Annotated in this window: 20 protein-coding genes and 1 pseudogene; 11 read left to right on the forward strand and 10 right to left on the reverse strand. The window is 39.6% G+C overall.

The annotated features are described in order from the left end of the window. The first annotated feature begins 94 nt into the window (after positions 1–94). On the forward strand, positions 95–667 hold the full coding sequence (locus B3600_RS14180; RefSeq protein ID WP_286753359.1) for a hypothetical protein: 573 nt from the start codon (positions 95–97) through the stop codon (positions 665–667). 136 nt (positions 668–803) lie between these two features. Next, the gene (locus tag B3600_RS14185; RefSeq protein ID WP_286753360.1) at positions 804–6,803 is read left to right on the forward strand and encodes an alpha-2-macroglobulin family protein; all 6,000 of its coding nucleotides are present in this window, start codon (positions 804–806) and stop codon (positions 6,801–6,803) included. Between the two features lie 77 nt (positions 6,804–6,880). Here the strand turns inward: B3600_RS14185 and B3600_RS14190 are convergent, their stop codons facing one another. The 5 genes and pseudogenes from B3600_RS14190 to B3600_RS25595 all read right to left on the reverse strand — a co-directional run. After that, positions 6,881–8,317: a TolC family protein gene (locus tag B3600_RS14190; protein WP_046675085.1), complete on the reverse strand. Its 1,437-nt coding sequence runs from the start codon at positions 8,315–8,317 to the stop codon at positions 6,881–6,883. Continuing rightward, a complete protein-coding gene (locus tag B3600_RS14195) occupies positions 8,310–11,471 on the reverse strand; it encodes an efflux RND transporter permease subunit (RefSeq protein WP_286753361.1) in 3,162 nt (1,053 codons plus the stop codon). Before B3600_RS14195 ends, B3600_RS14190 begins: the two co-directional genes overlap by 8 nt. A gap of 16 nt (positions 11,472–11,487) precedes the next feature. Beyond that, positions 11,488–12,573 (reverse strand): efflux RND transporter periplasmic adaptor subunit, encoded by a 1,086-nt coding sequence (locus tag B3600_RS14200; protein ID WP_286753362.1) that lies wholly within the window; start codon positions 12,571–12,573, stop codon positions 11,488–11,490. A gap of 105 nt (positions 12,574–12,678) precedes the next feature. Then, a complete protein-coding gene (locus B3600_RS14205; RefSeq protein WP_046675088.1) occupies positions 12,679–13,101 on the reverse strand; it encodes a hypothetical protein in 423 nt (140 codons plus the stop codon). 208 nt (positions 13,102–13,309) lie between these two features. After that, positions 13,310–13,444 (reverse strand): annotated as a pseudogene (locus B3600_RS25595) (YdeI/OmpD-associated family protein); the annotation flags it as partial. A gap of 140 nt (positions 13,445–13,584) precedes the next feature. Here B3600_RS25595 and B3600_RS14210 point away from each other — a divergent pair. The 8 genes from B3600_RS14210 (at position 13,585) to B3600_RS14245 (ending at position 19,612) form a co-directional block, all read left to right on the forward strand. Beyond that, a complete protein-coding gene (locus B3600_RS14210) occupies positions 13,585–14,610 on the forward strand; it encodes an NAD(P)-dependent alcohol dehydrogenase (protein ID WP_286753363.1) in 1,026 nt (341 codons plus the stop codon). A gap of 228 nt (positions 14,611–14,838) precedes the next feature. Further along, positions 14,839–15,690 carry a universal stress protein gene (locus tag B3600_RS14215; RefSeq protein ID WP_286753364.1) on the forward strand — a complete coding sequence of 284 codons (852 nt, stop codon included), beginning with the start codon at positions 14,839–14,841 and terminating at the stop codon, positions 15,688–15,690. 197 nt (positions 15,691–15,887) lie between these two features. Beyond that, complete coding sequence (locus B3600_RS14220) at positions 15,888–16,700, forward strand: glycoside hydrolase family 16 protein (RefSeq protein ID WP_286753365.1); 813 nt, start codon at positions 15,888–15,890, stop codon at positions 16,698–16,700. 49 nt (positions 16,701–16,749) lie between these two features. Then, a complete protein-coding gene (locus B3600_RS14225; RefSeq protein ID WP_046675092.1) occupies positions 16,750–17,484 on the forward strand; it encodes a YoaK family protein in 735 nt (244 codons plus the stop codon). 32 nt (positions 17,485–17,516) lie between these two features. Further along, positions 17,517–18,098, forward strand: a complete 582-nt coding sequence (locus tag B3600_RS14230) for a hypothetical protein (RefSeq protein WP_286753366.1) — start codon at positions 17,517–17,519, stop codon at positions 18,096–18,098. A gap of 29 nt (positions 18,099–18,127) precedes the next feature. Then, positions 18,128–18,355, forward strand: coding sequence for a helix-turn-helix domain-containing protein (locus tag B3600_RS14235; RefSeq protein ID WP_286753367.1), 228 nt, complete (start codon positions 18,128–18,130; stop codon positions 18,353–18,355). Positions 18,356–18,422: 67 nt separating this feature from the next. After that, positions 18,423–19,061, forward strand: coding sequence for a DUF417 family protein (locus B3600_RS14240; RefSeq protein ID WP_286753368.1), 639 nt, complete (start codon positions 18,423–18,425; stop codon positions 19,059–19,061). Between the two features lie 143 nt (positions 19,062–19,204). Then, on the forward strand, positions 19,205–19,612 hold the full coding sequence (locus B3600_RS14245) for a hypothetical protein (protein ID WP_286753369.1): 408 nt from the start codon (positions 19,205–19,207) through the stop codon (positions 19,610–19,612). 58 nt (positions 19,613–19,670) lie between these two features. On the opposite strand, the gene B3600_RS14250 is transcribed toward B3600_RS14245, so the two are convergent. Both B3600_RS14250 and B3600_RS14255 read right to left on the reverse strand, forming a co-directional pair. Then, complete coding sequence (locus B3600_RS14250) at positions 19,671–19,847, reverse strand: DUF6496 domain-containing protein (protein ID WP_167450483.1); 177 nt, start codon at positions 19,845–19,847, stop codon at positions 19,671–19,673. Positions 19,848–19,957: 110 nt separating this feature from the next. Then, positions 19,958–21,766, reverse strand: a complete 1,809-nt coding sequence (locus B3600_RS14255) for a glycoside hydrolase family 2 protein (protein ID WP_286753370.1) — start codon at positions 21,764–21,766, stop codon at positions 19,958–19,960. 69 nt (positions 21,767–21,835) lie between these two features. Here B3600_RS14255 and B3600_RS14260 point away from each other — a divergent pair, with 69 nt between their 5' ends. Next, positions 21,836–21,985, forward strand: coding sequence for a hypothetical protein (locus B3600_RS14260; protein WP_286753371.1), 150 nt, complete (start codon positions 21,836–21,838; stop codon positions 21,983–21,985). A 6-nt stretch (positions 21,986–21,991) separates the two neighbouring features. Here the strand turns inward: B3600_RS14260 and B3600_RS14265 are convergent, their stop codons facing one another. From B3600_RS14265 to folE, 3 genes are all read right to left on the reverse strand, one after another. Beyond that, complete coding sequence (locus tag B3600_RS14265; RefSeq protein WP_286753372.1) at positions 21,992–24,031, reverse strand: M13 family metallopeptidase; 2,040 nt, start codon at positions 24,029–24,031, stop codon at positions 21,992–21,994. Positions 24,032–24,519: 488 nt separating this feature from the next. After that, positions 24,520–25,527, reverse strand: coding sequence for a CobW family GTP-binding protein (locus B3600_RS14270; protein ID WP_286753373.1), 1,008 nt, complete (start codon positions 25,525–25,527; stop codon positions 24,520–24,522). Positions 25,528–25,593: 66 nt separating this feature from the next. Beyond that, on the reverse strand, positions 25,594–26,265 hold the full coding sequence (folE, locus tag B3600_RS14275) for a GTP cyclohydrolase I FolE (protein ID WP_286753374.1): 672 nt from the start codon (positions 26,263–26,265) through the stop codon (positions 25,594–25,596). Positions 26,266–26,365: the final 100 nt, after the last annotated feature.

The following is a 26,365-nucleotide window of genomic DNA, read 5'->3' on the forward strand; positions in this document are numbered from 1 at the left end:
ATAATAAAGCAGGTCAAGCGAATTGTAAAAAGGGTGAAAATGAGCATATAGACTAAGTATATTTGATTGGTAATTAATTAAATAAAATAGAACTATGGGAAATAAGAAAGCAATATTCACTTTTGTAGGCCTGGTATTGGTTGCAGCAATTGGTATCGGTATATGGGCTTACCGTCTTTTGGGAAATATGGAGGCGGATCAGGAAAAATCAGAACAATTATCTTCCCGAATTTTAGCAGGTTTTGGCGATCATACCGCTATTTATAAATATCCAGTACAATTGTCCACAGTAGACTGGGGGAAGAGCTGTCTAATTCTTGAAAATGGCGGTGCCGGTGATTTGGGAATAACTTATAAGGAAAAATGGAACGAGGCATTGGGAACAATAGATAATTATCCCGGTGATGCTGTCAAAGGCATTGTTATGATAGCGATGGACATGCAGGAAAAAGGTGAGTATGTTAATAAAATCGGCCAAAGAGATAAAGCTTATCAGCGCAATTATATCATTAGCTATGTAGATCTCGACAAGAAGGTAGTCATTGCCCGCGATACTCTATATGGTGAGGAGCCGCCTTTGGTGAATCGTTCCTCCGGTTCGGGAGCTGGTGACTTCCCCTCGGATACAGAAGTTGTAAATTCGGTCAAAAGTAGGTTGAAGTTATAATTTTTTTTTCTTCGTTTATGGAATTTTGATATTCTTCGCATCCCTGCACGAAAGTTGAAGTGCCGGATGAAAGAATCTAGTACTTGGCTTTAGGTAAATTTATCTATTTTAAAAGAATTTAGCCAGTATCTTAAACATGAAATGGAAATCAATTGTTGTATGCTTTTTAGCTGTTCTGTATTCCGTGGTCCTTTGTGGGCAATCGACCTTATTCAATAGTCCGCGTGGATCTTCTGACTATTATATTTATAAACTGAGCCCAGAAGTTCTAAGAAAAATTCACTTGGGAGAGAAGAAATTCGATGAAACTATGCTCAGCGATTTTTTTCTTAAGTATAAGGCCGGAAGTCCACAGCCGACTTTACCTCCTGGTAATTATGTCCAGGTCCGCGCCAGTGGAGCTGATCTCATCTATCAGGAATTGATTAGTGATAACCTATATGTCAAGATTATCCCAGCAGAAACTTTTGCGATTTGTCTATACGATTCGCTGGGAACGATTATAAAAGATGCACAAGTAAAAGTGAAGGGACGTCGCATGTCATTCGATAAGAAGTTTCATTACTATAAAGTTGCCAATGCAAATAATGACGATATTGTCAGTATTGAACATAAGGGTGTCTATCATTACCTGAGTGTAGAGCGGAGTTGGCCTTACAAAGACAGGGTTCCATTATGGAAAGGGATCAAAAATAGCTTGCTTAGAACAAAGTTTAAGATTAAGAGGTTCTTTCATAAACAGGAAACTGAACAGACAGAAAGCTTTATGGTTTTTAACAAGCCAATGTATAAGCCAAATGAGCAGGTTAAATTTAAAGCTTATCTTGAGGAAGAAAAATGGAAACCTTACCGTGATTCTATTGCCGTACGTCTGACAGGTGGATATGGGTATGCCAAAGATACCGTTTTGACCCGACTTGCTCCCTATCGTCCGGGAATGTACACCTTTGAATTTAATTTGAAGGGGCTTGGCCTTATCCTTGATAAAGATTATGGGATCTCTTTGGAATCTACAAAAACCAAAGTCGTCTTGCATCAACAGTCTTTCCGATATGAAGATTATGAGTTAAAAAGCCTAAGTTTTAATATGACGTCCGAAAAGACGAAATATGCTAAAGGGGACAGTGTGCGACTGAAACTAAAAGCTTTAAATGAAAATGAAATGCCCATATATGATGGGAAAGTAGATTTGCGTGTTGTGACAAGTCCACTTTATACGCTTGATGTAAAAGCCAATAAGGTTAATTTTATTCCAGATACTTTATGGCAAACGAGCGTTTCTCTCGCAGATGTGGCGGAAAAGGAAATTGTATTACCCGATTCAATTTTTCCGGCTGACATTGGTCTTACATTTCGGGCTATTGGCACTTATCTAAGTTCAGATAATGAAAGAATTGAACGAAGTCTCGATCTCAATATACTCAACAGCGAAAAAGAAATTCGTATTGCTGTAAAAGACGGGCATGCAGAGCTGAAGTATTTCGAAAAAGGTGTTGCGATGCCAACAACTGCTCAGCTAATGATATTAGGTGAACATCGCGAAATGCTGAAGACTGAAAATTTGAGTTTACCTAATTTGGTTTCTATACCCTGGCAGGCTGAAGAAATTGTTGTCAAGTCGAATGGATTGAGTAAAAGTGTATATTTAGAGGATCAAGAACAGGCACAACTGAATTATCGGTTTTATCGAACTGCGGATTCGGTGATATTGCATGTCAATAATCCCGCTATGATTCCATTTTGGTATCGTGTCCATCGTGCTGGTCGTACGATTGCTTCGGGTTATCATACCACGTTAAATAGTAAATTTTTAGCCCGTGGAAAAGACGGGTATAGCATGGAAATCACCTATCTTTTTGGAGGAAAATCAAAAGTTATCCAGGAAGAATTACCCTATGTGGAGAAGAATTTAAATTTGGCAGTCAACACGGCGACGACAGTTTATCCGGGGCAGAAGGCTGACGTGGAACTTTCGGTTACGGATAAGAATGGTAAACCTTTGAAGGATGTTGATATTACGGCCTATGGTTTTACCTCAAAATTTAGGTCAGCAACCGCTCCAAATATTACTATGGGTGGTCTGATGCGAAGGGCAAAAGTCTCACAAAATCTTAATTTTAGTTTGGATGATGATGAGAAGGCACATCAGGGAGCTCTTCAAAATTGGGCAAAATGGTCTAAAGACATGCAGTTGGATACGATGGCTTTTTATCGGTTTTTATATCCCAAAGATTATTATCAGGAGTCTCTTCCTTTAGATGCTGTCAAGAGCCAGATTTCCCCTTATGTCGTTGTAAATGGTGTGGTGCAGGGGATACATTTGGTATGGATAGACGGCGTGCTGACTTATGCTAAGCAAGAGCAGCAAAACAACAGCAGTATTTTTGAAGTTGCTCCGGGTCAGCATGATTTTAGATTTAGGACCAAGGATCGCGACATTCGTGTAAGTGGCTTTTATATTGAAAAGGGAAAAAAGATCATTGTTTCCTTTAATGCCTCACAGGATACGATTGGTTTTACCTACCCCGAAAAAGCATTCAGTAAAGGCCAGATTTTGGTTTACCAATTACCTAAAGAAGAACGTGGTAAGCTCTACACTAATGAATTGACTGAATTGAAGCGCCAGTTGATTACAGTAACCAACAATTTTGGAGCCTGGCAATTACCCAATAATAATGTGTTGATTGAGAGACCAGCATATATCCAGACAGCTGGAGATCTCTATTACCTCAATCCCGTAAGAAAAACCGTTTACGATAGTCGTTTGCGTACACAGGTTCCTGTACCACTGATGGTGGGACCATTTCCAAGGACAGAAATGTATAATGGTGTGTCCAAAATAGGTACGCTCATGGTTGACACAGCGAAAATTGGACGTTTTGAAATTGAGGGGGGCTATCAATATAGCATCTATAAAAATTATCAAAAGCAAAAAAGCTGGGATGGCAATCCTATGCGGATTGATCTGTATGATTTCAAGCCAAATTTAGATTTTCAGGAGAAGATATGGTCATTGGAGGATATCAAGTCAAACGTAGAACGTACTTTCAAAGAGATCATGCAAAATAGCACGGGACTAGCACAATTTGCTACGGTGAAGAAAGGAAAAAATGAGGCTATTTTTAAATTGAATTTAACTTTGGGCAATGATGTTGAACAGAAAGGCATTCGGCCTACATTGATCTTTATTGAACCGACGAATGTCGAAGAGAGAATGTATTTTCGACTGTTTTACGGTGGACATCGAACTTTTGGAGATCTTCCAGTCGGCGATGTTACTTTGCATATTGTAAAGGATGATTCAACTTCTTTTAGTTTGCCAATCAAACTCAAAGCCAATGGGGAGAATTATCTCCGGCTGGATTCTATTCAATGGAGCAATGCATCCCAAGCGGCAAGATTGGCTTACAAACTTGTACGTGATGAAATTATTGTGCGTACCGTAGAAAATCCATTGCGGGATTCTATAAGCCATGAGCACGAGATTGTTCCGCAGCTCTTAAAAATAGACCGGGAAGATTTTAGAACGAAGAGAAAGAATAATAAGGTCGCCAGGGTCTTAGTTTATGATGGGGATACGCCATTAATTGGGGCTAAGGTGAGTGTTCCGGATACCAAAAAACGATATTTCACAAGCTTTGATGGTAGTGTGGAACTTGAGCTCTCCGATGACAAAAATACGGTACTTGAGATTGCTGCTTTAGGGTACAATACCGCTACGGTCAAAGTCTCCAGTGGCAAAGATTATTTCGTGCAATTAAAGCCAAGCGAAAATCAATTGGATGAAGTGGTTGTTGTGGGGTATGGCGTCCAAAAAAGGCAATCATTGACTGCGGCAGTGAAATCGATCAATGCTAGGATGGATGGGGTGACTTCAGCTATGCTGCAGGGGGCTGTAGCAGGGATTCGTATTCGTGGCGCTGCTAGTCCGGCCCCCAATGAAAAACCATTGATTTTAGTGGACGGGGTCCCTTTTGAAGGTGATATTTCAAGTCTTGATCCATCGACTATCGCGTCATTGAATGTGATTAAAGATCAATCTATGCTGGGATTGTACGGTGCGCGGGCCGCCAATGGCGTGGTGATGGTTCAGATGAAAGCTGGAGCATCTGCGACATCGACAGGTGCTGTGGATATGCCCTATTTGGAATCTGGAAATACGATGCGCGTGAACTTCCGCGATGATGCATTCTGGCAGCCAAAGCTAACTACCGATGCTCAGGGAAAAGTTAATTTTGAAGCGACCTATCCGGATGATATTACCAATTGGCGAACATTCTTTATCGCTAAAGGAAGTAAAAATTTCGCCGACATAAAAGAGCTAAATGTCAAATCCTTTAAAGCTGTTTCGGCACATTTGGCGACTCCCCGATTTGCCATCAGAAGTGATCAGTTTACAGCCATGGGAAGGGTTGTTAATTATCTTAGCGACAGCTTGCAGCTCTTTCGTACCATCAACAATGGGCTGACAACGCAGGAGGCAACGTTGAAAATTGCGAAGTCCTATCGGGATCCTATATCAGTTATTGCCGCTCAGGGGGACAGCGTCCAACTTGCTTATTCGATCGAATTGTCAAATGGATATTTTGATGGTGAAAAACGTAGCATTCCGATTTTTGAAAAGGGGCTTGAACAACATGAAGGAGATTTTAAAGTACTCAACAGTACCGCAGAATATTTACTAAAAACTTCTCCAGCACTAGGCGAAATCACCTTGCATGCCGAAGCAAATTCGCTGGAATTTTTACAACGGGAAATTGAATCGATCGATCGTTATAAATTTCTATGCAATGAACAGATGGCTTCCAAATTGAGCGCATTACTTTCCAAAAAAGAGCTGACAAAATTGATCGGAAAGCCCTTTACAGAGGATAAGAAAATAAAGGATCTTTTGAAGGAGTTACAGAAAAACAAAAATTCCAATCAGGGCTGGGGTTGGTGGAACAAAAGTGAAACTGTGACCTGGATCAGCAACTATGTGATCGGGGTACTGTTGGATGCCCGAGAAGCCGGCTACCAGGTTGAGATCGATACGGAGATTTATGCAGAACGTGAAAAGACCATGTTGAAAAGCAGCTTGGCTTCGCTGGATGTTCTATTGGATAAAGATAAGCTTCACGGGGCCAAGGAGAATTTGTTTAGCTCCTTGATATATCTACTCCGGTTGGATCCTAAAGCTGATTACAAAGATTATTTCTTCGAAATCGACACAAAACTGAAAAGTAAAACCATCAAGGATAAACTGTTGAAATATCTGTTGATTTCAAAACTGGGTCTTAAGGATTCACATGCTGCAGATACCGTTCTTAAATACGCGTCAAAGGCTGTCTTAGGTGGGCTCTATTGGACTTCTGGAACTACAACAGATCAGAAAGGCGGATTTTTTATGCGCCCAACGGAAACCAATACCGAGAATACATTGTTGGCTTATGGTGTCTTAAAATCAATTGGTGGTCATGATTCAGATTTAGAAAATATCCGTAATTACTTTTTCTCGCAGCGGCAGCAAAACCAATGGTATAATATCTACGAATCTTCCCGTATCATACGAAGTATTCTTCCTGATGTACTGAAAGAGGGTGAATCTTTCCAGGCACCGGTAATGGTCATCAATGGCAAACGCGTCACTGCATTTCCGTATACGCAAAGCTTTAAGTCGGATGAGCAGATTAAAGTGAGGAAAGAAGGGGCGGGGCCGGCTTTTGTGACGGCTTATCAAAATTTTTGGAATCCCAATCCAGCTGTAGAAAAAGAAAAGGGCTTTGCCGTGGCAACGCGATTTAAGGACAATGGTGCTACGGTAGCGGCACTCAAGGAAGGGAAGCCTGTAAAACTTGAAGCAAGCGTAACATTAACTGGTGAAGCTGAGTATGTGCAGATTGAAGTTCCGATACCGGCGGGATGTTCTTATGAAACAAAAAACAATGGATACTATAGAATCGAGGTGCACCGAGAGCATTTCAAAGATCGTGTTGTCATTTTTTGCAACAAACTGGGGAAAGGTACACATACCTTTGAGATCGAACTTTTACCTCGTTATACCGGGACTTATACTGTCAACCCCGCGAAGGCTGAATTAATGTATTTCCCGACATACTATGGAAACGAGAAAATGAAAGAAATCGTGGTGGAGTAAGTGTATTGTTAAAATAAAAAGGGACTTATCACATGATAAGTCCCCAACATATAAAAACTAAAATTAAAAGTGCGCTATTAATGATCCCATCCGCCTCCTAGGGATCTGTATATCGCTACGCTTGCTTTGAGTTGGTTGACCTTCTTCTCAACGAGCTCAAATTTAGATTCCAGGGCATCGCGTTGCGTTAGCAGAACTTCCATATAATCTGCGCGAGCGTATTTAAAGAGGTCGTTGGAAATACCGATAGACTCATTTAATGCATCGACTTCCTTGGTCTTAATTTGTAGGCCATTCTCCAGATTTTTAATTTTGGAGAGCTGGTTTGCAACTTCAATATATGCAGCCAATATGGTCTGTTCATAATGGTAAACAGCCTGAACCTGTCGTGCATTGGCATTATAGTAAGCCGCCTTGATCGCTCGTTTGTTAATCAGGGGCGCAGTAAGTTCTCCAACGAGCGAAGCCAGAAATGATTCCGGCTTAACGAGATAAGTTGGATCAAAGGCCTGAAACCCTACACCAGCAGCAATATCCAAGGATGGGTAAAAGCGGGCTTTAGCCGATTTTATATCCAGTTTGGAAGCTGCAAGTTCATACTCCGCCTGCTTAATATCGGGTCTGTTTTCTAATAGCTCCGAGGGAATACCTGTGTAGACGGTTTGAGGAACAAGCTTGTCAAAAGAGGCTTGGTCTCTTTGAACCGGCTGCGGGAATCTTCCAACAAGGTAGTTTATTCTATTTTCTGTTTCTGTGATCTTCTGCTTGATATCATATTGCATACCTTGGGTTTTCAATATCTGGGCTTCGAATCTTTTGACCGCTAATTTATTGGATCGCGCATTTTTCTTCAGGTCATTCACGACGACAAGGGCGTCGTTTTGAATCTTTACATTCTCATTGATAACCAGGAGTTCGTTGTCCAGCGCCAGGAGTTCATAATAAGAATCTGCAATTTCGGATATTAGGTGAGTTACCATAAAGTTTTTGCCTTCCACGCTGGCAAAATACCGTTGCAGCTGCGCTTTGGTCGCATTGTGAAGTTTACCCCAGATATCTGTTTCCCATTGTGCCTGTACACCAACTCCAAAATCAAATAGCGGTTCAGGCATTTCACGTCCGGGTTCGATTTCTGTATTCTTTTCCATCGCTCCAATGTTTGTGTAGCGACTTACTTTGTCGACCCCCGCGCCAACTTTTACGCCTACGGAAGGTAGATATTCACCTTTTTTGGCGCTTACCTCATTTTTGGCTATTTCAATTTCCTGAAGCATAATATGTAGCTCCTGGTTGTTTGCTAGCGCCTGACCGATCAGTCCTTGTAAATTGGGATCGCTGAAATAGCTGTTCCATTTTATTTTTCCTGTATTCGCGGTGTCGCTGTCGGCATCGCCATATTTATAAGGAACGGTTCTATTTTCGGCACGTTGTTTTATTTCCAGTGGTTTGCAGGCTGCGAGACTGAGCAAGAAAAGTGCAAAACCTGTATAGTGATATAATCTATTCTTATTCATAATGTATCATGTCTTCGCTTAATGGTGATTCCTCTTCGGCTTGGATCATTTTTCTTCCGTCAGCCAATTTTGCAAAAATGTAGTAAAGTCCGGGAATGACAATAACGCCAAAGATTGTTCCGACAAGCATACCGCCCAGTGCTGAGGCACCTATGGTGTGGTTACCGATAGCTCCCGCGCCGCTGGCAAAGACAAGTGGTACAAGTCCCGCGATAAATGCAAATGAGGTCATGAGAATTGGTCTGAAACGCGCTCTTGAGCCCTCAATAGCTGCTTCTAATATGCTATCGCCAGCTTGGCGCCTTTTCACGGCAAATTCTACGATAAGCACCGCATTTTTACCCAATAAACCAATAATCATGATCAGCCCGACCTGTGCGTAGATGTCATTTTCAAGACCCATTGCCTTTAATAAAAAGAATGATCCAAATACACCCACGGGTAGCGACAACAATACCGCAAATGGAATAATGAAGCTTTCGTACTGCGCAGCAAGTACAAGATATACGAAGACTAAGACAACCAAAAAGACATAAACGGCTTCGTTTCCGCGTTGAGCCTCATCATAGGACAAGCCCTCCCAGGCAACTTTATAGCCGTGTGGTAATGTTTGAACTGCGGTTTCGTTGATTGCCTGAATAGCGTCGGCTGTTGTATACCCATTTGCCGGAAGTCCACGGATGGCGGCCGAATTGTACATGTTGTAGCGCGTGATTTCATTTGGTCCCTGTGTTTTTTTTAAGGTCATAAAGGCCGAATAAGGAACCATCTGGTCATGATCGTTTTTGACGTAAAGATTCATGATATCGGAAGGTAGCCTTCTAAATTCTGGTGAAGATTGTACATAGACCTTGAAGAATTGACCGAAACGGATAAAACCCTGCTCATAGGTACTACCGATAAGGATATTGAGGTTGTCCATGGCTTTACCAATGGAAACGCCTTTTTGCATGGCGGCGTTATTGTCAAATACCAATTCGTATTGCGGGTAATTGGCAGCGAAGAAAGTGAATACACCAGTTAACTCTTTGCGCTTTTTGAGAACAGCAATAAAAGCTTTATTGACTTTATCGAAATCTTGGTAATCGGTTGTCCTATTGAGGTCCAGCAGGCGCATGGAGAAACCTCCTGAAGAACCAAAACCCGGAACAGCCGGAGGTTCGAAGAATTCAACTGTTGCACCTAGATTTTTTGATTTTTCTTCAAGTTCTTCCATGATCTCTTTAACGGAGTGTTCACGTTCACCCCAGGTTTTGAGGTTGATAAGACAGGTTCCGGCATTCGATCCACGGCCTTCGGTCATGATTTCATAACCTGCCAGTGATGAGACGGATTCAACCCCATCTACCCCTTGACAGATCTTTTGGAGCTCTCTGGAAAGCTTATTGGTCTGTTCCAATGTTGATCCTGGAGGAGTCTGAATAATGGCATATATTGTACCTTGGTCCTCACTCGGTATAAAACCTCCTGGAAGCGTTTTGTTAATGACGAAAATTCCGACACAGAATGCTATTAAGATACCCCATGTAATCACTCTTCGGCTGGCAATTTTACGAAGTAAGGAGGCATATTTGCCCGTTATTTTGTCAAAAGTACGGTTAAAAAGGTCGAGCGATTTAGTGAATACGTTTGATTTTTTTGGTTTACCATGGTTATTTTTAAGGAGCATCGCGGCAAGCACAGGAGTAAGGGTTAATGCGACTACTGCAGATATCACGATGGAACTCGCCATAGTAATTGAAAACTGACGGTAAAATGTTCCCACAGGGCCTGTCATAAATGAAATGGGGATAAAAACGGCCACCATAACAGCTGTAATAGCGATAATAGCACCTGCGATTTCGGCCATGACTTCTTTTACAGCACTGTACGGCGATATAGCACTTTCTTCCATTTTGGCATGTACTGCTTCAATAACCACAATGGCATTGTCTACGACAATCCCGATGGCAAGCACCAATGCAAACAAGGTCACTAAGTTGATCGACATACCGAACCATTGGATGACGAAGAATGTACCTATCAGCGAAACGGGCACGGCGATGATTGGAATCAAAGTCGAACGCCAATCGCCGAGGAAAATAAACACAACAATGGCAACTAAAATAAAAGCATCGCGTAGGGTGTGCATCACCTGTTCGATAGAAGCATCCAAGAATTGGGATACGTCATAACTGATTTTATAGTCTATACCTGGAGGAAAGTTACCTTTCATCTCAGCAAGTTTTGCCTTCACATCTTTAATAACGTCATTGGCATTACTACCATAATTCTGTTTTAACACAATTGAAGCCGAGGGATGCCCGTCTAAATTGGAATAGATGTCAAAGAATTCACTTCCCAGTTCGACTTTAGCCACGTCTTTTAACTTGATGTTTTCACCGTCGCCGTTTGCGCGAACGATAATATTGTCGTATTCTTCAGGTGTATTGTATTGTCCTTTATAAGTTAGGACATATTCGAGGGATTGCGCTGCAATACCCGAGCTTTGTCCCAGTCGACCGGGACGGCCGATGATACTTTGTTCTCCTATCGCTTTCATCACTTCATCAACTGATAAGCTATAGGCACGCATACGATCGGGATTTAACCAGACGCGCATGGCATATCTACGGCTACCTAAGATTTGTGATTTGGCGATACCATGAATACGATTGATTTCAGGAATGATGTTTACCGTTGCATAGTTGTACAAGAACTTTTCATCCATGCTTTTATTTGTACTGTAAAGATTCACGTACATCAGCATACTGGGCTGAATGGGATTGACGACGACTCCTTCCTTTTGAACAAGTTCAGGCAATAGTGGCATGACTTGATCCACCCGGGTTTTGACCAGTACTACGGCATCGTTGGGATCCGTTCCGGGGTCAAATACGACGTTTACGGTCGCTTCACCGGCGCTGGTTGCGTCGGTAGCGATATAGCGCATTCCTTGTACACCATTGATTGCATTCTCCAGTGTAATCAGTGAGGATTTTACAAGTACATCGGCACTTGCACCAGGATAGGCAATGGAGACCGCCACTGTAGTCGGTGCGATTTTTGGAAATTGCTCTGTAGGAAGCTGCTTTATGGCCAAACCTCCGATAAATAGGATGACAACCGATATGACAATAGCAAATACCGGTCGATGTATTACTTTTTTAAACATAATGTTGCTTTTTTAATTACTCCGCATATAAATCTAAGTTTGACATGACTTTCTCCGGAGTCTGATATTTGGATTCAATGGTCTGGTTTTCCTGTACCATGCGAAGTCCATTGAGCAGAATCTTTTCATCCTTGCCCAATCCGGAAGAAACAACATAGATATGCGGCAGTTCGGCAGCAACTTTTATTTCTCTTGCTTTTACTTTATTATCTTTTGTAATAACGTAAACATATTTTTTTTCAAGCTCCTCAAATGTTGCTTTCTGCGGTATCATAAGCGCATTGTAATAGGGTGATGTAATGACGATATTGCCTGTCTCACCATAACGCAGTAATCCCTTTGGATTCGGAAAAGTCGCTCTGTAGGCAATATTTCCAGTTTCATTATTGAAGTCTGATTCAATTGTTTCAACTATACCCTCATGACCGAATTCTTTTCCATTAGCCATGTTTAACCGTACATGCAGCGGGCCATTGTCTTGTTTTTCGTCCATTTGATTGAGGTATTCCACTTCGGGTACATTGAAGTAAACCCACATTTTACTGTTATCGGACAGCTCTGTGATCAACTCGCCTTCGTCGACAAGACTTCCTTTACGTACGTGAAGCTTACCAACGATTCCGGAAAACGGTGCTACGATGTCCGTAAATTTGAGATGAGTATTCATCGCGGCTAGCTCAGCTTTGGCTTTTTCATATTTTGCTTTTGCCATTTCAGTTTCCTGCGGAGCGACAATATCTTTTTCGGACAGATTTTTGCTGTTCTGATATTCGATTTCAGCATATTTTACCTCTGCTTTAGCGCGATTAACATCGGACTCATAGAGGTTGGGCATGATTTTAAAGAGGGGTTGTCCTTTTTGTACAAATTGACCTTCATCGACAAATATCGATTGAATGTAGCCTTTTTCCTGCGCGCGTAATTCAATATGGTTCATCGAACGGATTTGGGCGACATAGTCTTTATTGACGATTGTATCCTTGACCAAAGGAGTAGTGACATTGAAAACTGCAGCTTCTTTTTTGTCTTTTTTTTCTGACTGACAGCTTGTAGATAGAATAATAAGGCATAGGCTTATATACATAAAGCTTCTCATGACCATGATAATAGTTTTTTAATAATTTTCGAAAAATTGAACAATAGTGTGACCTGCTTCCAAGTGATTTTGAAAGCTATTTTGATGTTTTTTTAAGAAATTATTAAAAAATCACAGCCTGAATACACTGTAATGAATATAGAGAGCGTTTTTTCTAGAAGTAAGCTGGTTGGAATTTGCAAGCGAAACTGCTGTGCGTGTATTTTGAAATTGAGGATGGATATACGATATTATATTCCCAAAATCATCCCCGGTAAGTGCAAATAAGTTAGGGCTATTGGAATCACTTCCCGCGTCATCATTTTCATTGTCATTTTCTGAAAAATATGCCCTTAATTTTTCATGCCGAGGACGTTTAGTTTTGCGAATAACTTTGGTATCATAATCTTCGCTTTTTACTTGCTTGTTGAAGTGATTGACAGCGTGAAGATTGCAGGAGGGGATATTATTTGGTGTTGGCACATGATACCAGCCAAAACTGATAAGTATTGCGCAAACTACGCCGAATAGATATTGATGGAATTTTCCTTGCATCCTTGAAAGCAAATGTAATTAAACTTTAAAAATGATACAAGTGATTTGGGTATCGAAATTTTAAAGTTTATCTAGTATTGTTACAATTATTGAAAATTGACATTGCTGAAATGTAAAAGGTCTACGATGTTATTCTGAATACCTTTGCCTATCAAATTTATTCTTGCCGTTAATTTATAACTCTTTTCTAGGAGTTAATGCCTCTTTTTTAAACGGTTTTAAGCGTTTTTTGATTATTTCTTAGCATCTGAATTGCTTTTTCTGCCCTTGTTTTTCTAGTTTGTTCCTGTTTAGCTGAGCCTACCCAATCACAATATCCCTGTTTGTATGATTTGGAGAGTGTTTCAAAAAAAGCATAATACGATCAGGGGATTGCAATACTTTTTCTTGAAATAAGACTTACATGTTGCCGCTGTCTTTATATGTGTTGAAACATATATCGTTCTTATTTGTTCTTCTATTAGTCAACAAAAAAAAATCAATATGAAAGCAGTACGTTTTTTTGGGCATAAAGATGTCCGCGTTGTGAATGATCTTGTGAAGCCCGTTCCTAAGGGCGATGAAGTATTACTAAAAATTGGTGGTGCAGGTGTTTGTCATTCTGATCTCCACATTATAGATGAGGGGACCGTTGTAGGTACGGTATTTACCTTGGGACACGAAAATGCGGGCTGGATTGAAGAAGTTGGATCGGATGTAAAAGACTATAAAAAAGGAGACGCGGTACTGGTCTATGGCCCTTGGGGTTGTGGGCACTGTAAGCCCTGTCAGCAATCAAAGGAAAATTATTGTGATCACCAGTCTGAAATGGCCTATGGTGGTGGGCTAGGCCTTGATGGTGGGATGGCGGAATATATGCTTGTCCCTTCTTCGCGTTTACTGGTCCCAATTTATGACTTAGATCCAGTCATTGCTGCGCCATTAACGGATGCGGCACTTACTCCTTATTCGGCGATAAAACGTTCGATAGGCAAATTGACAGCGGATGAGTATGTGGTTGTGATCGGAGTTGGAGGTTTGGGCCATGTTGCCTTACAAATACTAAATGAAGTAAGTGCGAGTTCAATTATTGCCTGTGATGTCACCGAAGAAAAACTAGCCTTTGCTAAAGAACTGGGCGCAGCCTATGTGGTTAATTCGAAGGATGCAAATGCAGCCGAACAAATCAATAAGATTACGGGCATTAAAAAAGCTAAAGTAGTGATTGACTTTGTAGGCGCGACATCGACTATAGATCTAGGAACAAAGGTTGTTGGTTTGGATGGTGACCTGACAATTGTTGGATTAGGTGGGGGACACTACCAGTACAATATGTCGGGGCTTCCTTTTGGTGTGAGTATGACAAACCCATATTGGGGCTCGCGGGTTGAGCTTATGGAAGTTGTAGGTTTGGCTAGGCAAAGGAAGATTCATATTGAAGTTGAGCAGTTTAAGCTTGATCAGGCTAACGAAGTTTATGATCGAATGCGCAACGGTAAGATCAAAGGAAGGGCTGTACTGATTCCTTAGTAAAAAAAAAAGTCTATCTTTTTGGTAGTTTATTTTGGTTTTTATCTTTTTGATGTTTATCTTTGTTGTATCATAATTTAGGTTTATAATTGGTTATTTAAGGTTTTCATTCTCCCCGTTTGAAAACCTTTTTTTTAAAGTCTCTCTTTTGATTGATTATTAAAAACCTTCTGCCTTCTTTACTGTTGTAATACTAATAATCCGCGCTGATTTATCTGCAAAATATTTATGGACAAAACAATTCTCGTACTCACCGATTTTTCTGAAAACTCATGGACTGCTATTCGATATGCGGCGAATCTGGCTAAAAAATTTAATTGGACAGTAGAACTTCTGCATACTTATACCATCCCAATAAAAGACAGTGTCCATGCGAAAATGGAGAATATGTTTTTGAAGCCTCAGAAGGAAGAGGCTGAAAGCATGCTCAAGGACTGGCAGATACGTATCGACGATGAATTTCCTGATCTCCGCTGTAAAACCGCAAGTTTGGCCGGCAACTTGGAAAAAACGGTACTAAACTTACTACAAGAAAAGGAATATCATTTTATCGTCATGGGAGCTAAAGGTAAAGGTATGATACAGAAAGCTGTCTTGGGAAGCAATACCTTCGCCCTGATAAAAAAGAGTCCAATCGGTGTCTTGGCAGTACCCATCACTTTCCAAAAATTTAGGTTGCAAAATATCGGATTACTGAGCAATTTTAAAGCGTCCGAATATGATCTACTCGACAGTTTCACCTTACGTGTACCGGAGAAATTTAATCTCAGCCTGTTGCACGTAACACAAAAGTATATCTCTCCAAAACAAGAAGATATTGAAGACTGGAAACAAAAGCTATCCGCCCAATTTTCGTTTAATAATATTGATTATGTGGAAAAAAATGCGGTCAATCGTTTAGATTACAATATGCCTATACCACGTTGTATCGACTACATGGTGGAAATCGAAGCTATTGATCTTTTACTTGTGTCGTACAGTGCTAAAAGTTTTTTCAAAAGTATATTTTCCCGAAATCTTACGAAAGCAATTTATCGCAACCTGACTGTACCTACCTTTTTTAAGCGTAATTTATATTAATTGCGGGTAATCTCCTCCTGCTTATCACTTTCCATTGGTTGATAGTGCACGTTTTAGTAAAGTGAAAATGATTAAACTAAAGTTAGTAGCCGCGGTTTTATAATTACTAACTGAGCTTTAAATTGCGTCTCCGATGTGAGGTAATCTATTCATATTTTTCATTAGCTTTATCAATAATTGTATAAAATATAAACATAATGAGCCTTTGGATACTTCCTTTGATCGCAATACTTTCCGCAAGTCCCGATAGTACACATGTAGGAGAATATAAGTTTGCTGAAATGCCCAGTTGGAGTGATGAGTTCGATTACAATGGTCTTCCGGACGCAAAAAAATGGGGATATGATGTAGGCTCCTTGCATAATGGTTGGGGAAATCATGAACTTCAATACTATACAGATGCAAACAGAAAAAATGCAAGTGTGGCAAATGGTGTTTTACGTCTTACTGCAATAAAAGAACAATATGAAGGGTTGAACTATACTTCTGCCAGGCTGATGAGTAAAAACAAGGGCGATTTTCTATATGGTCGATTTGTAGTCCGAGCCAAGGTGCCGAAAGGGAAAGGTACGTGGGCAGCCGCTTGGATGTTACCGACAGATTGGGTTTACGGAGGATGGCCACATTCGGGAGAAATAGATATCATGGAGCATGTCGGTTATGACGAGAATGCAATACATATTACCGTTCATACAAAGGATTATAATCATTCTATCGGAACTCAAAAAGGAGTGATGAAACGAATTGATCAGGCAACATCGGAGTTTCATAATTATCGGATAGACTGGACCCCCGAATATATTCGTGGTTTCGTGGATGATGTACAGATCTACAGTTTTCCAAATGAAGGAAAAGGCAATGGCGTGTGGCCATTTGATAAAAGATTTCATTTACTATTGAATCTGGCCGTTGGTGGAGATTGGGGCGGTGTGCAAGGCGTCGATAGCAGCGCATTTCCTGCAGAGATGGAGGTGGATTATGTCAGGGTATATGATTTACTGAAACCTTAAATGAATCTTGTTTTCATCTATTTTCTCTAATTTATAAAGATTAATTCAAATGTTTAGGCATCAAGGGAGAGGAAGGAATTATATTCATAATTTAAAGTTAGCCTCTATTTTATCTTGTGTTGCGGGTTTGGTCAATATTACAGGTGTTCTTGCCGTTAGCACTTTAACAACGAATGTCACAGGTCACTTCGCTTTTTTTTCAGAACAGTTGATTTTAATGAATTATAAGATGGCTTTGATTTATCTGTTATACATTGCTTTCTTTTTAATGGGAGCTACCGTGTCAGGTTTTATTGTAGAATTAGCTTCAAAAAAGAAATCACATAACGCTTATATCATTCCAATTTGTATGGAGTCTATTATCTTAATTAATGTAGGACTGCTCCCAGCTTTATTTAAAGCAGGGCCAACGTTACCAACAATAATTTCATTTGCCCTGCTTTTTGCTATGGGACTTCAGAATGCCCTGGTAACGAAGGTGTCACAATCAGTTGTCAGAACGACGCATTTGACGGGATTGTTTACTGATCTTGGTATTGAAATCTCGCAGTTACTTTTTTATAGAGAAATTGCTGAAAAAGTGAAATTACACAAAAGTATTTTTCTTAAGTTGATGATTATTGGAGGCTTTTTTATTGGGGGAGTTATAGGCGGTTTTATGTTTCAATATTTTAAACTGAAAACATTATTGTTACCGGCTAGTATGCTTTTATTTGCCTTATGGTATGACCATATTCTACTTAAGTTTTATCATTTGAAGCGAAGCTTAAGACCGGATGAATAGGTTCGATTAAATTCATATTTTAGCTTAATAACATGAACTATTCCCATATCCTGTTTGAAAAATTAGTATTATCTGCCGGTAGATTCAACATTAGTGAACCATTGTACTGCATTCTTTTATTTGAGAAAGCGACGAGTTTTTCGGTTGATTTGGTGACATACCATGCGGATCCTAAAAGTGTTTTGTTTTTGTTTCCCTATCAGTTGTTTACGATGGATGTGGTGCAGAAAAGTACCTTTAGTGTGCTAAAATTTCACGGCGATTTCTATTGTATAGAATATCATAAAGATGAAGTTGCCTGTAATGGAATTCTATTCAACAACATCTACCAGCAACCTCATGTGTTGCTCTCAGCAGCTATTTATCATGAGATATCAACTATCATGGAAAAAATAGATCAGCTCAAAATGTCGTCGGAATCCTATGATCAGTCATTGAGCAGAACCTATTTACAGCTGATTTTAGCGCTGGCGAGTAGACAAAAGCTACTTTTTAACGACGTACAAAAACCGTATTGGCTCATAGAGATATTATTGATGACTTTGAGCATTTTTTGGAAAAGAATTATAAAGCGCATAAAGAAGTTACCTTTTATGCAGCGAACTATGGTTTAAGTCCAGCCGTTTTTACGAAAAAAATAAAATTGAAATGGGGAAAATCCCCTTCAAAGTTGATCCAGGAACGCCTCGTATTGGAAAGTAAAAGACAGCTCCATTTGACGGCCAAAAGTATTAAAGAAATAGCAGCCAATTTGCAGTACAAAGACGAGTTTTATTTCAGTAGATTTTTTAAGAAGATGGTAGGCGTATCTCCTAAGGTATTTCGGAAGCGGGTCGGTTTATCAATTGTTGCCGAAAAGGCTATGTTATAGATCTATTTGTCCATGTTGTGGATTTAAGCCATTGTTTAGTTTTGCATGGTATTAAACAAACTACGTTATGGAGAAAATAATAAAGCTATTGGCAAAGTCACAATATATCTTTACAAACTTTGCTAGAATTTCAATTTTTATTGTGATGGCATGGATTGGAGGATTAAAAGCATTTCAATATGAAGCTGATGGTATAGTTCCTTTTGTTATTAATAGTCCGGCAATGCGTTTTTTTTATCATAATACGGAAAAACGGGTGTTGGATAAAAACGGAGAGCTAATACCGGAATACCAGTTGTTTAAAAATCCGGAGGGTCGTGTCGTAAAGAAAAATATTGCATGGCACCAAGAAAATGGAACTTATATTTTTTCTTATATACTTGGCTTTGTAATTGTTTCAATTGGTCTGATGATATTTTTAGGTATCTGGTATCCTAAAATCGGAATTTTTGGGGCATTGTGTACCGTGCTTATGTCATTGGTTACACTTTCTTTCCTTATAACAACTCCAGAGGCGTTTGTGCCAAAGCTAGATGGAGATTTCCCGTCACCTAATTATGGTTTTCCTTATTTATCCGCGGCCGGTAGATTAGTCCTGAAAGATGTAATTATGCTTGCAGCAGCAATTGATCATTGCAGCAGAAAGTGCCAGCCGTCTGATAAAAAAAACGAATATAAAATAGAGACAGATAGTTTTTGTATGTGAATTAGCAGCAGGTTGTTTGCTGGAGGCGATCACTACTCGGGGTAAATCCACCAACTTTTGGAAGGTATCTTTCATGCCAGCTGTATTTTGGCAGCATCTTTGTGTCTCGTCGTTAAACTATATTGAGTTATACCACGAACGATATGAAAATAATACGAACGACCCTTCCATTTCTTCTGTTTAGTTTCAGCCTTTTAGTTGGATGCAACAATAATCAACAGATCAGGATGATTGATAAAGATGGTAACACACATTTGTTGACAAGAGAAGGTGATCGAAAAGGAGAATTGGGACTGCAGCGTATCATCGCTCGTGGCAATGATACAGTAATAACGATTGATGGTGCAGGTCATAAAATGATATGGACAGCTTCAGATGTGACCAATATTGATACAACAAAGATTCAATATTATCTCAAAAAAAGAAATGGAAGCAGTGTTCATATTTATACACCCGTAGATGTAAATCAAAATTTTATAGATGTCGAGGATAGTCAAAATGTTTTGTCAGATCCTTATGATGGTACAGACAAGAAAAAATCCCTACTGTAGATTGCCGCATGAAAAAGCATAATTTGGGCTAAAGAGAAAATCCTAGCAAGTTTACTTGCTAGGATTTTTTTTTGGGTACTTTGGCACCTTCTTTTTTTGCTTCGGAGAGGCCGATAGCAATCGCCTGTTTTCGTGATGTTACCTTTTTCCCGCTACCAGATTTTAATTTTCCTTCTTTCATTTCGTGCATCGTCTTTTCAACTTTCTCAGATGCTTTTTCTGAATATTTTGCCATAATAGTGTTACCCGTTGATCTGTTATTAAACACTTCTGCAAAAAGAACAGCTGTTTCAGTTGAATCGTTTGAAAATTCTTTGAGAGCGAAATAGCGAACATCTGTATCCGCTAATTCAATTCATTTCCAGCTTTAATCACGGCTTGGTTGACTGCTTTTATTCTTTCAAGATCCATTTTTTGTATTTTACGGTCGTAAGTCAATAGGCCATTGACTTCATGTTCCACATCGGTAGTTTGCGTATAAATAGCAACACTCAGTCCTTTGTATCGGAGCAATTGTTCGACATTGTCCATTAGGAATATATAACGGTCTGTGAGTGCCTCTATAGTGGGTTCGTAGGCATAGGCATTGTTTTCGACAGGCCACATGTGACCGCGGACAAATAAGCCTACGCCACCAAACTCTCCGAGGGAAGCTGCCCTTTTCGAATCAGGTTCTGAGGCACCCTTGGGGCCAACATAGATATGGGTGTCAACAAAATCTCCATTTCCGGGGTCACCATAAGCTTTTTGGTAAGATGGATTGTTGTTAAATCCCGAATTACCGTTCACTAAACGTGAAGGGTCATATTGTTTGGTCCAGTCGGTAATATTGCGTACATCGAATGCGCCCCAATTTTCGTTAAAAGGAACCCAGGCGATAATGGATGGCGAGTTGTAGTGGTCGTCAACGATGGCCTTGTATTCATCACGAAATGCTTTTCGATAAATCGTAGTATCTTCTTCGGGATACCAAAGGCAGGGCATATCTTGCCACACAAGCAGTCCCATTTTATCTGCCCAATAATAGAACCGTTGGGGTTCGGTTTTCATATGCTTACGAATAAGGTTATAACCAGCATTTTTGGTAAACTCGATATCATATTTGAGAGCTTCTTCCGTAGGTGCTGTTAGAATACCATCGGGCCAATACCCCTGATCCAGGAGACCGAGCTGCATCACAAATTTGTCATTCAAGAGCGGCCTTACAATTCCGTTTACCTTACCAAGTTTAATATCACGCATACCAAAATAGCTCTTAACCTCGTCAATGATTTCTCCATTCTTCCCATGTATACTTAATTTTAAATCGTATAAAAAGGGGGAGTCAGGAGACCAAAGTTTTGGATTTTCTACCGGGATATTAAATTCCATGCCCGACTGAATTACCGTTTTTGAAATTTCTTTTCCCTCTGAAGAAACGATGGCCGTAACTTTTGCCTTCGCTGTGCTAGTGACCTGTATTTTTAGTTGTTTTTCTGCTACTTGAGGCAACAATTTGATTCCCTGTACATGGTTTTTGCTTACTGGTTCCATCCACACAGTTTGCCATATGCCAGAAGAAAATGTATAGTCGCCTCGAGGTCCATTTTTGCCCGAAGGATACTTACCGTCGTTCTTGTCATGCACTGCGACGACAATGTTATTTGGACCGGCCTTTAAAAACTCAGTGATGTTGATCCAGAAGGAGTCGTAGCCACCTGAATGAGTACCAGCTTTTCTACCATTTACAAATATAGTTGCATCGTGATCCACTGCACCAAAATGGAGTATAATATCTTTCCCTTTCCAATGATTAGGTAGCTCGAAATTTTTACGATACCACAGATTAATTTCTTGTTTGCGTTGTATTCCGGATAAATAGGACTCTGGACAATAGGGGACAAGAATGCTTTCTCGGCTGTGGTCAAAGGAAATGGGGACAGCAGGATTTAGTGCGTTCGGAGCATCCTTTCCACCTATATAATCCCATTTACCGTTGAGACATAGCCATTCATTCCTTTCCATTTGGGGACGTGGATATTCGGAAAGTGGGATTTCTGTTTGCTTGGCTATTGCTGTCCATGGGGTTGAAAGCTGTGGCTGTTGTGCCAAAGCATTAAGCCAACCGAAGAGCGATAGTGCCAGCACAAAAATTGAGGTTTTGGTTTTTATCATGGTATACTTCTTGGTTTTTCAGAATATGAATATAAGTATACTAAAATGATTTAGTGAATTATAAACGAAATGTTACCAGTGGTGCTTTCGATATTGGGGTTGGTTGGTTGGTTGGTTGGTTGGTTGGTTGGTTGGTTGGTTGGTTGGTTCACAAAAGAAATAGATATTGGATTAAAGAAAATAACAGGAGCTGCCTTTTTTGAGACAGCTCCCGTATAATGCTTATTACCAGATTTTAATTCTCTCTTCTGGACTTTTGTAAAGTTTGTCACCTTGCTTAACATCGAAAGCTTTATAAAAAGCGTCAACATTGATCAATGGACCAAAACTTCTGAAATATCCTGGAGAGTGTGGATCAGTTTTAACTTGGTTGACCATATATTTTTCACTGGATAGGGTTCTCCATACCGTTGCCCAGCTTAGGAAAAAACGTTGGTCTTGTGTGTATCCACTTATTTCACCTGGGTTTACCTTATCTTTTAAATATAGTTGAAGTGCATCATAAGCAATGTTTACACCTCCTAAATCCGCGATATTTTCACCGTTTGTAAATGTTCCGTTGACGAAAGTGCCTTTTACAGGTTCATATTTATCGTATTGAGCTGCGAGTGTTTTTGTTGCTTTTTCAAAATTGGCTTTGTCTTCTGGTGTCCACCAGTCGACCAAGTTTCCATCCGCATCAAATTGCGCTCCGGAATCGTCAAATCCATGGCTCATTTCGTGGCCAATTACAGCACCTATACCACCGAAATTAACCGCGGCATCAGCTTGTGGATTGAAAAATGGAGGTTGGAGAATTGCTGCTGGAAACACGATCTCATTGTTTACAGGATTGTAATAGGCATTTACTGTTTGTGGAGTCATTCCCCATTCTGATTTGTCTACTGCTTTTCCGATTTTCGCCAAATCTCTTTCATATCGCCATGTAGTGATACTTTGCAAGTTAGCATACAGGTTTCCACCTTTGCTTTCCGATAGAATATTTAATTTAGAATAGTCCTTCCATTTGTCAGGATAGGCAACTTTTACGGTAAATTTATTTAGTTTTTCAAGCGCTTTAACTTTGGTGACAGAGGACATCCATGTTAAATCATTGATATGAAGTGCGAAACTTTTCTTTAAATAGTCAATTAATTCCACCATTTGCGCTTTGGCTTCTGCGGGAAAATATTTTTCAACATATAACTTCCCAAAAGCTTCACCTAAAGTGGAGTTGATCAGTTCAAATCCTCTTTTGTTTAGTGCTCTTTGCTCTTGCTGGCCTCTTAAATATTTCCCATAAAAAGCAAATCGCATATCTCCCAGTTCTTCACTCAAATAAGAGGCACTCCCATTAATAAGATGAAACTTAAGGTAATCTTTAATGACAGGAAGGTTCTGGTTGCTGATCAATTTGTCAAAGTTCTTATAATAACCTAATTCTCCGATGATTACTTTTTCTGTATTGACGCCAACTTTTTTGAGGTACTCAGGTAGATTTACATTTTTGACTAGAGCAGATAGCTCAGCCATAGTCTGCGGGTTGTATTGTAATGTATTATCCCGGCTTTGTTCATTGGTCAGGTAGGTTTTTGCAATGCTTTTTTCGTAGTCAACAATCCCTTTTGCAGCAGTTTCAGCATTTTTATACCCCAACTCCTTTAACATGGAAGCTACATACTTTTGGTATTCCGCAATTGCTTCGGTATTTTTTTCATTTTCTTTTTGATAATAATCTCTTCCCAAACCTAAGGACGCTTCTCCTAAATAAACCGCGTTCATTTTAGAGTCTTTTAAATCAGCACCGACCCCCCAGCCGTAGAAATTATTCTCACCTTCTTTGGTTACGGAAGTTAAATAATTCTGAAGATCTTTTAGGTTCTTTATCGCATCGATTTTGCTTAGATTTCCTTGGATGGGCTTAATCCCATCGGCATTTCTCTTCTGCAAGTTCATATAGGAGGCGTACAAGTCCTGTATTTTTTTTCCTTCGCTTCCTTCTGGAAATTTATCTTTTAGAAGAGAGCTCAGAATTTTCATCGAGTTGTTGTCCGTATCTTCTGCCAATTTATTGAAGCTTCCCCAAGTAGGTTTATCAGAAGGTATTTTGGCGGTTTTCATCCAGGTTCCGCTCACGTAGTTGTAAAAGTCATCCTGGGGACGTACAGATTTGTCCATTAAGCTCAGATCAAGTCCTTTGTCGGACCCTGTACCTGCTATCTGTGCTTCTGCATGCTGAGTGTAAACTCCAGCCAAGAAAATTAGGGCAAGTGTTAATTTTTTCATTCTTGTTTTAATGTTGTATGATTTTCAATAATTCAATCTGGAGTACGCACAAATTAGGAGTAAAATAGGTCATGTTATTTGCTCCGTGTAATTCGATTTGTATCAGCCATGTCAATAATTAGCGGTGATTTTTTTTAAGCTAAAAAAATCATTTACACAAATGACGGAAAATTCTAATTCAGCAACAAGTAAATCTGTGCATAATCTATAATTTTATTATACATTGACCTATGATTTTTAATGCGATCTGTTAACTGCTACCTCAATAGAATCCAAATTTCTTTCCGAATGCAAGTATCGTATGCTGGTTCGGCAGGAAATGATTGCATTTCTTTGGAGCGCGGCTGAAATATAAATCTGCATAAATTGATAGATTAATTAATCACCTTAAAGCTTCCACAGTGGAATTTAGAAAAGCCGTGCGCGAATTCACTATCGAGCGCAGCAATTCTAAGACATCGTACATCGATGATGGTATTTACCTCTTATTAATTGGAATGATTTTCCAGTAGTCTTGTGAGAAGGCGCTCTATATACAGACTGTCCAGTTCTTTCCCGATAAAAACCATCGTATTCAACTTTTTATCCTCCTGTTTCCATTGGCTGCCATAACTCATTTCGATACGAGAACCTACAGCTTGAATAATGATTTTTTTGTCGCTATCTTTTTTAAATGCGATTCCTTTTACCCTATAGATTCTGTTTGTATATTTTCCGACAAGCTTGCTCAAGCCAAGGAATAAATTGACGAAATTAAACTCTTCTGCAAAGGTGTAGATTCGTGTCGAAATATCATTGAGATGTGATTTTCCGAAACTCGATTGACCTAATATTGTCGTCTTATTGGGGGACAGGTTTTTGAGAAAAGAAAACGTTTCTATTTTCTTTGTGTACACTATATCTTCAATTATTTCAAAAGGAAATTCCATTGTTCCTTTCGAATATAAAGTTTTTGCAAGTGGATTTAGGTTCGCTAAATAATTGTACAGCGAATCTAGATAAGTTGGGTGTACATCGTTGGTTTTATTAATGATGATGGCGTCAGCCGCCATAATTTGTCTGAGTACTTCATCTCTTTCCTTGATCTGATCTTCGACAAGAGTGGCATCTACGAGACAAATAATTTTTTTTAAAGGGAAGTAGTTATGGAATATCGGGTGCGTCGTAAAGGGCTCTATAATTGCAGTCGGTATGGCTAAACCAGTACATTCGATAACCAACTCGTCAAAACTATCTTGTTTTTTATAAAGTAATTCAAGCGAACTATAGAGCTCGTCATTTAGCGTACAGCAGAGACAGCCTTCCTGAAGTGGAACAAGTTGTCCGTAATTTTCAGTCAGTAACATGCTGTCAACGTTGAGTTGGCCGATTTCATTTTCGATAATAGCAAAACGTTTGTTCGGATATGATTTCATTAGGGCGTTTAGATAAGTAGTCTTTCCGGCACCTAAAAAGCCTGTCAGTATCGTGACAGGGCGAGCATGACTTTTATTCATTTTTTATGATTAAATATGCGATCTATAATTATCAGAAGTACATGGAAAATTATTCCATATGGTATCTTATTTCAATAAATTAAAAAAGTCATTTCTTTGACTTTCCGATGCGAATATCCCACTATACTCCATGGTAGTTGTACTACTGGTCGTATCTTTAACTCCCCGTGCTGATACACAGAGATGATCTGCGTCAATGAGCACAATAATATCATCCGTTTCTAAGGTCGATTTAAGTTCATTAAAAATCTGTAACGTAAGCCGTTCCTGTACCTGTGGGCGGTGTGCGTAATAATCTACTACACGATTTATCTTTGATAATCCGATTACTTTTTTCTTTGCTACATAACCAATGTGCGCTCGCCCCACAATTGGTAGAAAATGATGCTCGCAGGCTGAATTTACACGTATATTTTTCTCAACCAATAGTTTGTTGTAACCATATCGATTTTCGAATGTGGAAAGTTGGGGCTTATTGGCTGGATTGAGGCCATAGAACAATTCATTGATATACATTTTAGCCACACGATAGGGGGGTCCACTGAGACTATCATCCTGGAGGTCAAGGCCTAATTCATGCATGATATCCTGAAAAAGCTGCGCGATCTTTTTAATTTTCTCGCTGTCGGTTCGTGTAAATGCATCGTGTCGCATAGGTGTATCAATCGAAGTCATGATATGAAGATCGCCTAGATTTTCGATAGGGGAGGAGATGTCTCTTTTTAATGATGTGTTCATAAATAATTGTTTTGTTAGTGTACACTAATTAGATATACGAAGACTCCTGCAATTAGGAGTTGTTAACTTATTTTTATAAATATAGTGAAAAAGCAGTAAA

Source organism: Sphingobacterium sp. UBA2480 (assembly GCF_002341965.1).
Taxonomy (GTDB): domain Bacteria; phylum Bacteroidota; class Bacteroidia; order Sphingobacteriales; family Sphingobacteriaceae; genus Sphingobacterium; species Sphingobacterium multivorum.